Genomic DNA, 15,212 nt, shown 5'->3' with positions numbered 1-15,212 from the left:
ACGGAGTGAAACTATGAAATTTATCCATACGGCTGATTGGCATTTAGGGAAAATCGTTCACGGGGTACATATGACAGATGACCAAAGGCATGCGCTCTTGCAATTCATAGAAATTGTCGAAGAAGAAAAACCGGATGCCGTTGTGATTGCCGGTGATCTATATGATCGGTCCGTTCCGCCGACTGAAGCGGTGGAACTTCTTGATGAAATCCTTTATACGATTAATGTGAAAATGAATACACCGATCGTTGCGATATCGGGAAACCATGATTCTGCGGAAAGACTTTCATTCGGTTCATCATGGTATCGTCATAGTCAGTTATACATTCATGGGAAATTGACAAAAACTTGTGAGCCGGTTCGCATCAAGGGAGTGAACTTTTATTGTGTTCCATATGCAGAACCCGGAACGGTTCGCCATCTTTTTGAAGATGATCGTATCCATTCCCATCAAGAAGCGATGAAGCGGATAACCGGAACGATTGCTGAGAATTTCAATAAGGATGAGCCGAATGTCTTCGTAGGACATGCTTTTGTATTAGGCGGAAAAACGAGCGATTCGGAAAGGGTCTTGTCGGTGGGTGGTTCTGGCTGTGTTTCATCCGACTTATTCGATGCGTTCGATTATACCGCACTTGGGCATTTACATAGTCCAGACGCGATACGTCATCCTAAGGTGTTTTACTCTGGATCACTATTAAAATATTCTTTTTCCGAGGCCAAGCAGAATAAGTCGCTTTCCATCGTCGATATGAAAGAAGATGGAAGCTTTGATTTACGCTATCGTTCTTTGGAACCCAAGTTCGATATGAGGGAAATATCCGGATCGATGGAAGAGTTGCTTGATCCCGCTTTTTATCAATCGCAAAAAATGGATGACTATTTAAAAATAACACTAAATGATGAGGGGGCACTCATCGATCCCATTAATCGATTGCGCCAGATTTATCCGAACGTACTACATCTAGAACGTAAATGGGATTTGACCGACCTTAGGAGAAAAAATTCCTTCTCTTCTGTAAAAGATGAACGGAAATCAGAATTGGACCTGTTCGAGACGTTTTATCAAGAAATGACAGATCGGGACTTTGATTCCAAAAAGCAGGATTTGATGGTTTCGGTAATTGAAGCTGTTAAGAAAGAGGAGGCTTTAAAATGAGACCGGATATTTTAACGATGCAGGCATTCGGGCCATATGCAGGAAGGGAAACCATTGATTTTAATTCCCTTGGAGAACGGACCATGTTTGTCATTTCTGGAAAGACAGGCGCAGGGAAAACAACGATATTTGATGGGATTAGTTTTGCGATATATGGTAAAGCCAGCGGTGAAGATCGTAGCGGACAAGATTTGCGAAGTCAGTTTGCAGAAGATGATATGTTGACAGAAGTCTCCTTACAATTTACCCTGCGTGGAAAAACGTATTTGGTGACCCGGTCGCCGCAGCAGGAACGCAAGAAAAAGGCAGGTGAAGGAACAACTACGGTTGGAGCGAAGGCAGAATTATATGAGATATTGGCAGAAGGAAAAAAATTGCTCGGTGCAAATGTGCGAGAAGTTGAAGAAAAAATAAAGGTACTCATTGGTCTTGATGCGAATCAATTCCGGCAAATCCTGATGATTCCTCAGAATGAATTCCGAAAACTGTTAACTTCCGACAGCAAGGATAAGGAACAGATTCTTCAGAAATTATTTCATACTGAACTTTATAAACGAATAGAAGAAAAATTAAAAGAAGAAGCTTCCGTCCTAAGAAAGCAAAGTGAAAAAAGTGCTCAACGAAGAATGGAATTAATGAAAAGCATCCAGCCTGGCAATCATGGAGAATTGCTGGCGCAATTACAAGGGGAAGAGCCTAATGAACAGCAGGTATTGCCTTTGTTACAGGAAGTCATTTTGCAAGCAACAGAAAAAAATGAGTATATAAATAAACAAATACAGGAAAAGCAAAAAGCTCGTGATCAAGTAAATCAAGAACTTTCAAAAGCTGTCGATTTATTAAATCGATTTTCGGAAAAAGAAACACTGCGAAAAGAAAAGGAAGCTCTTGAAGCAAAGCTGCCAGAAATGGAACGAGTGAAGGTCCAAATAAAAATGGCACACAAAGCGGCATCGCTTGAAAAGCAGGAACAATACTATTTGCGTATCGGCAAACAAGTACAAGATGCTAATGCCGAACTTCAAAAGTTAAGTGAGCAGTCCGATAAGTTACGGGCTGAGCGCATTGAGAAGCAGGATTCCTATGATAAAGAAATGCTGAAGGAAAATGAAAGAGAGCAGGCAATCCGAACTGTTCATCAGCTTGAGCAGGTAAAAGAGGCTGTCATGACTTTTGCAAGCTTGAAAGCACAGGTTACTTTAGACGAAAAAGAGTGGCAAACCAGTAAACGACTTCGTGAAAAAACTGTTTCGGAACATCTGTCGATTGAAGCGGAAGCAGAGAAAGTCGCTCAAGAAAAAACAGAAGCGGAAAAAGCCGCTGTCCTTTATCGTGAGCAGGAAATTGAAGCAGAAAGAAATAATTCATCGTTATCGAAAATTAAAAAGCTTCAAGAAGTTCTTAATGAAATCACTAATACGAAACAGGTTCTGGATGAAAAGAATAATCGGTTCCATGAGTTACAAAGAATACAAAATCAGGAGAAGGAAAAACTGGAAACCCTGAATCGAAACTGGCGATCAGGCCAAGCGGGGATGCTTGCCTCCATGCTCCACTCTGGAGAAAACTGTCCTGTTTGCGGTTCGCAAAGTCATCCAAAACCTGCGCAAATGCATGAGCATATGCCGACAGATTTGGAACTGAAAGAGCAAGAAAACAAACTGAAGTCTGCGGAACAACAAAAAAGCCAAGCGGAAAGTGAATATTATCAAGCGAAATCCAAATATGATGCTTTGGAAGAGTCTTTACAAGAAAAGCTTAGTGACTTACAAAATGACATGCCGGAGTTTAGGTCTGAGGATATTGAAGAGCATTTGATACAGTTTGTACAAAAAGGAAAAGTGCTGCAAGAGCATCTTAAAGAATTGATGCGGAAAAAGTCTGTATTCAATGATCTGGAAAAAAGGTTGCTGGATTTAAAAGAGAAAGCATCCCAGCTTAAGGAGAATCTGATCTCTTTAGAAAGAAAAGAGGACGAAGGGAAAACGAGGTATATTGAAAACTCTACAAAACTAACAGGATTAACCGATTCCCTGCCAGACGGAATACGGACAGAGGGAGAATATAATGCTGCTTACCAAATGGCTGTAAAAACACAGAAACGCTTACAATCGGCCTTGGAAGATGCACAAAAAAACCTTCAACTGGTGAAGGAAAGAGAATCGGCCATCATTGCAAAAACAGAATCCTTGAGTGGAAATATAGAGGCTTTCAAGACAGAATTGAAAGAGGAGCGCGAAAAGTTCATTACGGAAATGACCAATCAAGGCTTTTCCAATTATAAAGAATATACGGCAGCAAAAAAATCGGAAGCAGCTCTTGGAAATCTGGAGGACCAAGTTCAGCAGTATAATCAAAATTGGCAAAGTGTTTTAAGTCTGTTTCATGATTTGGAAATGAAATTAAAAGATGTGACCAAACCGGATCTTGAAGGATTGAAAAAGACTTTCGATTTCATAGATGGAGAATTGGAGTCTTTACGCCTAAATCAGAATGAGTTGCAGGCTGAAAAACGGACTAACGAAGAAATCGATGGGAAATTGGCGCAAATTAGGGAAGAACAGAAAAGTTTGGATGAAAGATACAGTATCGTTGGTCATCTGTCTGAGATTTCCAAAGGTCAAAACTCCTTCAAAATAACTTTTGAACGATATGTACTGGCAGCCTTTTTAGATGATATCCTAAAACAAGCCAATTCAAGGCTGCTGAAAATGACAAGCGGAAGATATCAGTTATTGCGAAAGCTTGATCCTACACGCAGGAATATCCAGAGCGGTCTGGAGTTATCTGTGTATGATCAATATACTGGACAAGAGAGGCATGTCAAAACCCTTTCGGGAGGAGAGAGCTTTAAGGCTTCCCTTGCACTTGCCTTGGGTCTTGCGGATGTTGTTCAGCAGAATGCTGGCGGAATTTCACTTGAAACGATGTTCATCGATGAAGGTTTCGGTACGCTCGACCCTGAATCTCTTGATCATGCAATTGAAGCATTAATGGATATACAAAGCACCGGGAGATTGGTCGGGATAATATCCCATGTCCCGGAATTGAAAGAAAGAATCGATGCCCAGCTTCAAGTTATTTCGACACAAAAAGGAAGCCGGACGTCCTTTTATTTTGCTGGGTAATCAAGAAAAAAGAATGGCTAAGGGGAGGTTCCCCACGCCATTCTTTTTATTTTTAATGAACGGACTACTCAATGTTAATATCTTCAGCTGTTTTTCCGGGGGAAAACTTATGGATGCGAATCACCAAAATCGGATTCGAGAATTCAGCGGTAATTCTGCGTGAGCAAATCGAAAAGGGGAAAGGGATTTTTCTCTGTGTGGGCAGTTTATCTTCTTTTTTTTCAAGAATTTGCTTATCAGTATCGTCAACGATGATCGATAGCTCATTATCACATAGGCAAACTTTTATATCTTTCACATCATGATTTTCCAAAACCGCTTCCACCATATACTCATCGTCACTTTCGTAAATATCAATTGAAAAAAGTTGATGATCCAGCGCACAAGTTTCCGGATCCAGAAAAAAACTTTTTACCCATTCATCAAACTTTTCAACCTCATTCATTTGCGATCCATATTGATTGTCTTGCATGTTGATACCCCCGGTTTTCCTTTGATGTATTATATGTTAGGAGCATGAAGAATGGTGAATGAAAAAGTGAAAATGGATGATGATAAAAAGTTTTCCGAAAACGTGGTTGAAAAAATGAAAATAGCATTACAATACTTTAGCGTCCTACCTCAGAATACATATCTTTCACCAAGTCATACATGAAAGTGAAGTCAATGGCAGCCTCCATTTTATGAACCAAATGGTTCGGCGGCACTAATTGATCTAACGTAATCATTTCAAGTTGATCTCGCAAAATAGAGTCATGTTTAGAAAGTATCCTCATCACCTCAAGTTTTAGTACTTCTATTTTAAAACAAAAAGGACTCTAGGCAAAAAGGGTTCTATCTAAAAGGTAAAACAAAGTTGATAGGAACGGAAGGTACGAGACTCCTGCGGGAAAAGCGCGTCTAGGGGAGACACCGCAGGCAAAGCCGAGGAGGCTCCCCGACCGCCCGCGGAAAGCGAGTGCCTGGAGTGGAAATCAACGGCCACATTGTCCAACTCATAAAAATAGACAAACTCGATTTTCATCGAGTTTGTCTACAGTCTGAAAGGAAGCCTAGGCTTCCTTTTTTTATACTCAGATGAAGCATTTGAAGAGCTGATTTCATGTATTATTGTTTTATCTGCTTTCTGATTGTTTATTTTGCTTTCTTACTTCCTGAGCATTGGTTTCACTTGCAAATTCAGTTTCAGATTGAGCAGCGTTTTGTCTAAAGTTACCTGTTTGATTTTTCTTTTGCATTTGAATTCACCTCCACGATAGTAACATAACCAACATTCTGAGGTGGTATCCGGAAATAGCTTTCCTTTAATAAATCTATTGGGGTTGGGAATTTTTCTACATTATCTATCGGGCAGATTATGTGTTTAATAAAATCTTGACCTTGTTGATAAAAAAATTCATTTTACAATACTGTAATATCAATTCTTAACTAGAATTAAAAATATAATAAAGGTTAAAGAAACAAAAAGTTTTGCAAAGTTTCAAAAGTGATTCTGGTTTAAGAAAAGAATAGTTTGAAAATAAAAATCTAAAACCCTGACAGAATTCCATTTTTAGGGGAGAGACGGACAGATTCCCACTGAGAGTTTGTCACTTTTTATCGTACGCATGGATTCTAGTCCTTCAAAAATTCATTTACATGTTCGGAAGGAGTTCAATCCAAGCATGTAACGTACTCGTTTTATGGTAAAAACCTATTTTAAAAATCGTTAGAAAATCTATAAAAGCCTGATTTAATTCAAAAATGATTTATTGGCATTTCGATGAATCCCCTACAGAAAGGCATTATATGCTAATAAAATTCATTAATGAATTGAATGTTTTTGATACTAAGCGATTTTACACAAAAGTAGGACTTGGCATGCTAGTTGCATAATCATATAAGTATAAAACAAACATGCACGATATGAAATTCGTTTATGTGTGGAGGGATAATGGTGCGAAAAACGATAAATAAACCATGGGAGCAATGGTATGTTAAAAGTATGAAATCTATGAAGCTACCGGAAATATCCGTCTATTCACTGCTTGATATAACAGCAAGTAAGTTTCCACACCATACAGCCATCATTTATGAAGATCAGTCAATGGATTATGAGAATTTAAAAAAGCAGGTAGACAAACTTGCTGGTAAATGGAGAGAAATGGGCTTTGTTAAAGGTGAACGGATTGGTCTGATGATGGCTAACCATCCTTATTTCATTATCAGTTATTACGCTGCCCAGGCACTGGGTCTGTTGGTTGTACAAATTAATCCCATGTATAAACCGCGGGAACTATTGCAAATTTTAATAGACTCAAATACCAAGAATATTGTATTTGACCAAACAGCTGCAAATACAATCGAAGAAACGAAAGCGATATATGAATTTGATGTTTGCATTGATGCGGAAAATGATCAAAATGGTTCTTATTCCCTTCAAACGATGATTGAAACCGGGGATGCGATTAAGAAGCCCGTAGTGATAAGCCCCCATGAAGATACTGCGGTCATCCAATATACTGGAGGCACCACTGGGAAAATGAAGGGTGTCATGCTTACTCACCATAATTTAACCTCCAATGTCGTGCAGAGCTATGAAATGTATGGGGATTCCCTGAAGCCTGGGGAAGAAATCATTTTGGCAGCTACCCCTCTTTACCATGTTTATGCCATGACAAGTGCAATGAATCTAGGTATCTATATTGGAGCTGCCATCCTCTTATTTCCTAAATTCGAACTTGAAGATGTACTTGCAAAAATAAAAAAGTATCGTCCGACTTTTTTTCCAGGGGTTCCAAAGATGTATAACGCTTTCGTCAATCATCCAGGAATTGAAAACTATGGATTGAATTGTTTGAAAAGTTGTTCTTGTGGATCGGCGCCCCTGCCGGTTGAAGTAATTAAGCGATTTGAGGATCTGACCGGTGCCAAAATCGGAGAGGGTTTCGGTTTGTCGGAGGCTTCACCCTCCACTCATCGTAATCCGCCCTTCGGAAAAAGGAAAATAGGAAGCATTGGCATCCCATTTCCAGGCACGGACTGTATGATCATTGACGATGAAAATAATGAAGTGCCTAACTCATGCGTCGGGGAGTTGCTCATAAAAGGCCCGCAAATCATGAAGGGTTATTGGAATAACGAAGCGGAAACCAAAAAGGCCTTACAGAATGATTGGCTATATACTGGCGATCTTGCTGTGATGGATGATGAAGGATATTTCTATATCGTTGGCAGGAAAAAAGAAATGATCATCGTCGGCGGATTCAATATTTATCCGCAGGAGGTAGAAGGGGTTCTGTATGAACATCCGGCCATTAAAGAGGCAGCTGTGGTTGGCATCCCCCATAAAGAAAAAGGCGAAATAGTGAAAGCATTCATCGTACCTAAAGAAAGCGCTTCCGTGGATCTTGAAGAAATAGAAGGATATTGTTATTCCCAATTGACGCCTTATAAGGTACCAAAAGTATTTGAATTGAGAAAGGAACTACCGCGAAATACAGTGGGTAAACTTTTAAAAAGATTGTTAATTAAAGAGGAATTAGAAAAGGATTGAAAGAGGGGGAATGTGGTTCAAACATCTAAGTTGAAGCTTACGTTGGAAGTCATGCCAGTTTGTAAACAAAAATAAAGAAGAGGAGGGATTCATATGCGTTGGGTTGTTCTCATTCTATTATTCTTTGGAGCCGTCATCAATTTTGCAGATAAATCGATCGTGGGTCTCGCAGCTGTTCCCATCATGAAGGAATTCAATCTTACCTATGCGGAGTGGGGTCTTGTTGGAAGCAGTTATTATTGGCTCTACCCAGTAACAGGGATTTTTGGGGCAGCATGGGCTGATCGGCTGGGGGCTAAAAAAGTGCTGGGGTTCATAATGCTGACATGGACCGTCTTGCAATTCGGGGTCTTAGCCATCACCGCTCTTCCATTATTAATTCTATACAGGATTTTGCTGGGTGCATTCGAAGGGCCTTATAGCCCGATTGCTTACAGTCATGCCGATAAGTGGTTTCCGCCGAAACTGAAAGGCTTTGCCAATTCGGTGGTTGTTGGCGGAGGAACCGTTGGTGCGATGATCGTGGCACCGATCCTCGTTTCCTTAATTACGATATTTGGCTGGAAGGTTGCCTTTGCAGCACTTGGTGCAGCAAGCCTTGTTTGGTTCTTCCTCTTTCAATTTTTAACAAAGGAAAATCCGGTTGAAGTATACGAAAATGTACAAAAGAAAAAGAAACAAAAACTGGAAAAAATAAAAGTGAAAGACTTTTTGCTGCTATTGGCTTCACCTACTGCTTTGTTTACTACGCTCGCTTATTTTTCAACGTATATTTTAGTTGTTTGGTTTTCTGTTTGGCTCCCGATTTATTTAGTGGAAGCCGTAAAAATGACTCCAGGTCAAATGGGAACCAGCATTGCGATAATCGGAGTCGTTTCCGTATGTATTTATATGGGTGTTTCGATGGCGTCCGATCATTTATTCAAGAAAAACCAGAATTGGCGATCATCAAGGGTATTCGTCGTCGCGGGCGCCATGATTCTTGGTGCATTGTTCTTCTCCTCAATCATGGTATTTCAAAATCCAATCTGGGTGATAGTCGCCATGTGTTTGGCAAAGGGCCTTACATATGCCATTCTACCGATCGGACCAACGATCATGATCAATGAAATGCAGGAGCGGGGGGGATTGATGACAAGCATCTTAACATCATCAGGAAATCTAGCGGGCATTGTTGCACCTCTATTAACTGGCTATATCATAAGTTTAGCTGGAGGAAATCAACTATTGGGATATAACCTATCGATATTGTTCATGGCCATCCTTGTACTTGCTTTTGGCATCCTGTTTGCGATATTCGTTAAACCGGCCGGGAAACTTAAAAATAAAAGTTCTGATAACCTTGACCTTAAGTCCTCATAAGCAGGGTCGGACCTGCTTACATTCAATGAAACTAGTGAAGTGAATAGAGAAGGGATGCCTTCAAATTATGGTGTGAATATAAGGAAAAGGAGCGGATGGGAAATGAATAGACAAGCCGTCATAGTTTCTGCAGTTCGAACAGCAATTGGAAAGCAGGGAGGTGCACTTGCATCGGTTCCTGCCCATGTATTTGGAGCAGAAGTGATGAAAGAAGCCTTGAAACGAGCGAATGTCGAACCTCTAATGATAGACGATGTAATCATGGGGAATGTGTTAAGCGGGGGTGGAAACATTGCCAGGTTAACCGCACTCGAAACTGGCCTCTCGATTCATCTTCCAGGACTGACTGTCGACCGTCAATGTGGCTCGGGAATAAATGCTGTCAACTTGGCTGCACAAGCGATCTGGGCTGGCGAAGGCGATGTCTATATCGCCGGTGGGGTAGAGAGCATGAGCAGGGCGCCATACTTGATGGACCGACCGGAAAAACCATACAGTTCAATACCACCGCAGTTCAGAAAGTCCCAGTTGTCCCCGAAAGCGATCGGCGATCCCCCGATGGGAATCACGGCTGAAAACTTAGCGGAAAAATATGAGGTCAGTAGGGAAGAACAAGATGAATTCGCTCTGCAAAGCCAAAAAAATATGGCCAGAGCCGTGGAAGAGGGCCGTTTCAGTGAGCAAATTACGCCTATTTACATTCCCGTCAGAAAAGGGGACGATATCGAATTTAAGTTGGATGAACATCCACGACCGCTAATAACGAAAGAAGGGCTAGCCAAATTACCACCTGCGTTTTTAGAAGGCGGGTCCGTGACTGCAGGCAATAGTTCGGGATTGAATGATGCCGCATCAGCATTGGTCATCATGTCGAGGGAAAAAGCGGTGGAATTGGGGATTAAGCCTTTAGCTACGATTAGGGCCCAGGCCGTTGCAGGGGTAGATCCAAATTATATGGGAATAGGACCTGTTCCCGCTATAAGGAAGGTAATGGAGAAATCGGGGCTTTCCTTAAATGTCATGGACATCATTGAAATTAATGAAGCATTCGCCGCCCAAGTCATTGCTTGCAATCGGGAGCTTGATATGAATCCCGCCAGAGTGAATGTGAACGGGGGAGCCATTGCACATGGACATCCACTAGGTGCGACGGGTGCCATCCTCATTACGAAAGCGGTTTATGAATTGAAGCGTTCTGCCGGAAGGTTTGCTCTTATTACGGCTTGCATTGGTGGCGGGCAGGGAATTGCTACGATAATTGAACGTGAAGCCTGATTTTGTAAGAGTGAGGACTCTAATTTACCAGAATACAATGAATTCCATTGCATGATTAAATGATAACAGTCCTATATGCCCTATATGCCCTATGAAGAAGCCTGTATATGGCTACTCATGAACAGACCTAAGGAGGAATAAACTCATGACAATCACTTTAACCAAGGAAATGCAGCAAATGAAGGAAATGATCCGTAATTTTGTTGAAAGGGAAGTCGAGCCGTTCGCCATACAAATTGAAGAAGAAGATGCCATCCCGGAGCATTTGGTGGAAAAAGCTAAAGACCTTGGCTTATTCGGAATAAGCATTCCCGAACAATACGGTGGGATTGGCTTGAATGCTGTTGGAAAGGCTACCGTATTAGAGCAGTTAGGAAGGACCCATAATGGATTTGTTTCATTAATAAGTGCCCACACCGGGATTGGCAGTACAGGTCTTGTTAAGCTTGCATCCGAACATTTGAAAAATAAATATTTGCCTGAAATGGCAGCAGGCACGAAAATTGGCGCCTTTGCTTTATCTGAACCAGGAGCGGGATCGGATGCAACCAATTTAGCAACAAGTGCAGAAAAGAAGGGTGATTACTGGGTGATGAATGGGACGAAACATTTCATCACGAATGGGCCGATAGCTGATGTTTATACCGTATTTGCTTTAACGGATAAAGATAAAGGGGCAAAGGGAGGGATTACAGCTTTTTTAGTAGAAAGAGATTTTCCTGGTTTAATTGTTGGCAAAAAGGACAAAAAAATGGGGTTAAGGGGATCATATACCTCACAGGTCATTTTCGAGGATTGTATCATACCTGAAGAAAATGTTATCGGCGAAGTTGGAATGGGATATATCTCTGCTCTGAAAATTTTAGGTGAAGGGCGTGTAGGTTTAGCTGCAAGATCAGTGGGATCAAGCGGTAAATTGATTGAATTATCAGCAAAATATGCAAAAGAGCGCATTCAATTCGGCAAACCAATTGCGGACAACCAAGCGATTCAATGGATGCTTGCTGATATGGCAACTGAAACGGAAGCCGCAAGAGCATTGACGATGATGGCGGCACAAAAGATTGATGAAGGAAAAAAAGTGATCAAGGAAGCATCAATGGCAAAGCTGTTCGCTTCAGACGTTTTTAATCGGGTCGCGGATAAAGCGGTTCAAATTCATGGCGGAATGGGATATATGGCTGAATATCCAGTTGAACGTTTTTATCGGGATGCTCGCATAACGAAGATCTATGAAGGAACGAATGAAATCCAACGTTTAATCATAGCAAGGAATGTCTTGGAAGAGTGTTAATTTCTTAAACTTTTTGATTCGGGCAGGTATGAATCTGGAATTTCAAGGGGGAGAAACAAAATGGGAGAAGATATTGTAATCGTTAGTGCTGTTCGAACACCGATTGGAAGATACGGTGGAGCATTTAAAGAGATTAGTTCCGGTCATTTGGCGAGCATAGCCATCAAAGAAGCGATCAAGCGAGCGAATATTGCAGCAGAACAAGTGGATGAAGTCATTTTCGGGGAGGTTAGGCAAACGACCGAATCCTCGAATGTCGCGAGAGTGGCAGCTCTGCGCTCAGGGATTCCCGATTCTGCACCGGCTTTTACGGTAAACCGGTTATGTGCATCCGGAATGCAGGCCATCACCTCAGCAGCACAGCAGATAAGCTCAGGTCAAGCAAATATTGTCGTTGCCGGCGGTACGGAAAACATGAGCCGTGCACCGCTTTATTTAAGAAGTGCCCGTTTTGGGGGAGACAGGACTAAGTTAGTGGATTCTAATACTGAAGCAGGACAGCAGCCTCAAGAAATTTACGGAAAAAGTTTGGGGATGGGGATTACCGCTGAAAATGTCGCACAACGATACAGCATTTCCAGGGAAGAACAAGACGCCTTTTCAGTGGAAAGTCAACGTAGAGCGGCGCAAGCGATAGAAGAAGGAAAGTTCAAAGCTGAGATCGTTCCTGTTCAGGTCTCTGACAGGAAGAGTACGATTATCATTGAAACGGATGAATATCCGCGTCCGGAAACCACAATGGAAAAACTTTCAAGCTTAAAACCGGCATTCAGGGAAAACGGAACCGTCACTGCAGGGAATGCTTGTGGCCGTAATGACGGGGCGGCTGCATTGGTATTGATGAAAGCGAGTGAAGCGAAACGGTTACAAATAAAACCAATTGCAAAGATCGTCGAATGGGCGACCGCGGGTGTTTCCCCTGAAGTGATGGGAATTGGTCCAGTACCAGCCGTCGGAAAACTTATGGAGCGCACCGGGAAAAAAGTAGAGGAAATCGGGCTTTTCGAATTAAATGAAGCGTTCGCTTCACAGGCATTGGCAGTAATCCGGGATTTATCGCTAGATGAAAACAAAGTGAATGTAAATGGGGGAGCGATCGCACTTGGACACCCAGTCGGATCGACGGGCTCCAGGATCGTGACAACGCTAATATATGAACTGATTCGAAGGAAAGAAAGATACGGAGTGGCTACACTATGTGTTGGCGGCGGACAGGGAATGGCTATCATGATTGAAACGATATAGGCCAACGATAAAGGAGTGGAAACCCTATACGTTTCTGCTCCTTTCCGTATATAGGTTGAATCGCGCATATATGAGGGGGGAGAAAGGTTGCCAGTTGAAGTGGAGGATATTCGGAATCAATTCGAAAGTAGTGCATTCTTTTCACATATAGGGTTTGAAATCATTCGGTTTGAAGAAGGGAATGTAACAATAAAGCTCAACATTGAAGAACATTTGCTTAATGTTAATGGAACACTGCACGGGGGCATTCATGCCACCATGCTGGATACCATTCTAGGAATGGTGACTCGTTCCGTTACCAAATGTAAAGTCGTGACGACAAGCTTGACTGTACATTATTTAGCCAGCATTTCAAGCGGGGAACTATTCGCGGAAGCAAAAGTCCTTCAAAAAGGATACAAAATTGCCTTTACTGAAGGAGAAATAAAAGATACTGAAGGCAACATCATTGCAAAGGGCACGGGGATTTTTAAAATCATTCGTGATAAATGAGGAAAGGATGACCAAAGTTGGCTTGCCTATGTTCCATTTTATTAGAAAAGAATGAGGTGTGAAAAAATTGACTAAAAATTGGCATGGATTTTATCCGAAAGAAACTCCTGCTGAAATTGACATTCCAACATTGTCATTATATGGACTCCTTGAACGTTCAGCCCAACTTTACCCAACCTGCAAAGCCGTAATAGATGGGGATCGGGAAATGACATTTATGGAATTAAAGGATGCCTCAGATTGTTTTGCTGTGAATTTAGACAACCGTGGATTTCAAAAAGACGATCGTATAGCAATCATGCTGCCAAATTGTCTAGAATATATCATTGCCTATTACGCCATTCATCGTTTGGGAGGTATGGTTGTTCAAGTGAACCCACTGTATCAGTCGTGTGAATTGGATTATATATTACGGGATTCAGAAGCCAATTGGTTCATTGGGCGTGAGGAACAGCGGGGAAAATTATTGCTAACAAGTTTTTCCAATAGGTTAACCTTCATATCAGCCGAGCAATTAATGGAAACTGGAACGGATTTATCAAGGAAAGATAAGGAACTTCCTGCCCTGGCTATCGACCCCAAGGAAGCTGTGGCTGTACTCCAATATACGGGAGGGACTACTGGGAAATCAAAAGGGGTCATGCTCACGCATTTTAATTTGATCTCGAATGTATTTCAAGACTTTGCCTTCACGGCAAATGCGCATCAACTCCAAAGGCCTGGGGAACGGATGCTTGGATTGACTCCATTATTCCATGTGTTTGGTAATGGACGATTGAATAGTGCCATATATGCCGGATCGACCTTTATCACATTAGAGAAATTTGAAATAAATAAAGTGGTAGATTTGATTCGAACACATCGGCCAACCATTTTTCCTGGTGTCCCGACCATGTATATTGCTTTACTGAATCACCCGGATTTAACGGCGGACGATTTAAGCTGCTTAACGTACTGCAGCTGTGGTTCTGCCCCGCTCCCGATAGAAATCATTCAACAGTTCGAAAAAAAATTAAGGGTTACTATATTTGAAGGATTTGGAATGTCTGAAACTTCCCCCACTACCCACCGAAATCCAGTCATAGGACAGAAAAAACCAGGAAGTATCGGAATCCCATATCCAAATACCGACGCTAAAATCGTCGACCTGAAAACAGGTGTCGATGAATTGCCAGCAGGAGAAACAGGTGAACTGATCATTAAAGGTCCCCAAGTAATGAAGGGATATTGGAAAAATCCAGAGGAAACGGCAACGGCTTTGCGGGATGGATGGCTTTACACTGGGGATATCGCGAAGATGGATGAAGACGGATATTTTTATATCGTAGGCAGGAAGAAAGATATGATCATTGCAAGCGGTTATAATGTTTATCCAATTGAAGTCGAGGATATTATATATCAGCATCCAGCCGTAAAAGAGACTTGTGTATATGGGGTGCCGGATTCTTACCGAGGGGAAACGATAAAAGCGGTTATAGTCTTAAAGAGAGGAAAGGAGTCAGTCTCGGAGCATGAAATCAGGAAGTTTTGCATGCAACGATTGGCCAGATATAAAGTGCCGCGAAGTTTTGAGTTCAGGGAGCAACTGCCAAAATCAGCTGTCGGGAAAATATTGCGCAGAATATTAATGGAGGAAGCAACGCAGAGCCCTACTGTCGGGGGGAGATAAGCAAATCAGTAATAATATGGGAGTTCTGATGAAACCTTAAATAAGTGAAACCT

The 15,212-nt window shown here is 41.7% G+C and carries 11 protein-coding genes and 1 pseudogene; 9 read left to right on the top strand and 3 right to left on the bottom strand.

All coding sequences use genetic code 11. The features are described 5' to 3' along the window. The first annotated feature begins 13 nt into the window (after nt 1–13). Nucleotides 14–1,159 carry an exonuclease SbcCD subunit D gene (locus ACFVS1_RS11320; protein ID WP_387547361.1) on the top strand — a complete coding sequence of 382 codons (1,146 nt, stop codon included), beginning with the start codon at nt 14–16 and terminating at the stop codon, nt 1,157–1,159. Next, complete coding sequence (locus tag ACFVS1_RS11315; RefSeq protein WP_387547358.1) at nt 1,156–4,287, top strand: SbcC/MukB-like Walker B domain-containing protein; 3,132 nt, start codon at nt 1,156–1,158, stop codon at nt 4,285–4,287. The genes ACFVS1_RS11320 and ACFVS1_RS11315 overlap by 4 nt, the downstream gene beginning before the upstream one ends. A gap of 64 nt (nt 4,288–4,351) precedes the next feature. Here ACFVS1_RS11315 and ACFVS1_RS11310 read toward each other — a convergent pair whose 3' ends face one another. From ACFVS1_RS11310 to ACFVS1_RS11300, 3 genes and pseudogenes are all read right to left on the bottom strand, one after another. Beyond that, entirely contained in the window at nt 4,352–4,759 is a 408-nt protein-coding gene (locus ACFVS1_RS11310; protein WP_387547355.1) for an Hsp20 family protein, read from the bottom strand. Between the two features lie 151 nt (nt 4,760–4,910). Next, a pseudogene (locus ACFVS1_RS11305) lies at nt 4,911–5,057 on the bottom strand (IS5/IS1182 family transposase); the annotation flags it as partial. 345 nt (nt 5,058–5,402) lie between these two features. After that, nucleotides 5,403–5,525, bottom strand: coding sequence for a gamma-type small acid-soluble spore protein (locus ACFVS1_RS11300; RefSeq protein ID WP_387547353.1), 123 nt, complete (start codon nt 5,523–5,525; stop codon nt 5,403–5,405). A 698-nt stretch (nt 5,526–6,223) separates the two neighbouring features. Here ACFVS1_RS11300 and ACFVS1_RS11295 point away from each other — a divergent pair. The 7 genes from ACFVS1_RS11295 to ACFVS1_RS11265 all read left to right on the top strand — a co-directional run bounded on the left by ACFVS1_RS11295 (nt 6,224) and on the right by ACFVS1_RS11265 (nt 15,159). Beyond that, nucleotides 6,224–7,822, top strand: coding sequence for a long-chain-fatty-acid--CoA ligase (locus ACFVS1_RS11295; protein WP_387547350.1), 1,599 nt, complete (start codon nt 6,224–6,226; stop codon nt 7,820–7,822). A 93-nt stretch (nt 7,823–7,915) separates the two neighbouring features. Continuing rightward, on the top strand, nt 7,916–9,184 hold the full coding sequence (locus ACFVS1_RS11290; RefSeq protein WP_387547347.1) for an MFS transporter: 1,269 nt from the start codon (nt 7,916–7,918) through the stop codon (nt 9,182–9,184). A gap of 102 nt (nt 9,185–9,286) precedes the next feature. Further along, complete coding sequence (locus ACFVS1_RS11285) at nt 9,287–10,459, top strand: thiolase family protein (protein ID WP_387547344.1); 1,173 nt, start codon at nt 9,287–9,289, stop codon at nt 10,457–10,459. A gap of 145 nt (nt 10,460–10,604) precedes the next feature. Further along, nucleotides 10,605–11,753 (top strand): acyl-CoA dehydrogenase family protein, encoded by a 1,149-nt coding sequence (locus ACFVS1_RS11280; RefSeq protein ID WP_387547342.1) that lies wholly within the window; start codon nt 10,605–10,607, stop codon nt 11,751–11,753. Nucleotides 11,754–11,813: 60 nt separating this feature from the next. After that, nucleotides 11,814–12,998 carry a thiolase family protein gene (locus ACFVS1_RS11275; RefSeq protein WP_387547339.1) on the top strand — a complete coding sequence of 395 codons (1,185 nt, stop codon included), beginning with the start codon at nt 11,814–11,816 and terminating at the stop codon, nt 12,996–12,998. Nucleotides 12,999–13,085: 87 nt separating this feature from the next. Continuing rightward, nucleotides 13,086–13,490 (top strand): PaaI family thioesterase, encoded by a 405-nt coding sequence (locus ACFVS1_RS11270; RefSeq protein ID WP_352924448.1) that lies wholly within the window; start codon nt 13,086–13,088, stop codon nt 13,488–13,490. Between the two features lie 58 nt (nt 13,491–13,548). Continuing rightward, complete coding sequence (locus ACFVS1_RS11265; protein WP_387547337.1) at nt 13,549–15,159, top strand: long-chain-fatty-acid--CoA ligase; 1,611 nt, start codon at nt 13,549–13,551, stop codon at nt 15,157–15,159. The last annotated feature ends 53 nt before the right edge of the window (nt 15,160–15,212 follow it).

It is taken from the genome of Peribacillus sp. NPDC058075, assembly GCF_042885195.1.
Lineage (GTDB): Bacteria > Bacillota > Bacilli > Bacillales > DSM-1321 > Peribacillus.
The sequence above is the reverse complement of the archived record's forward strand: the minus strand, read 5'-3'. Positions and strand labels throughout refer to the sequence as shown.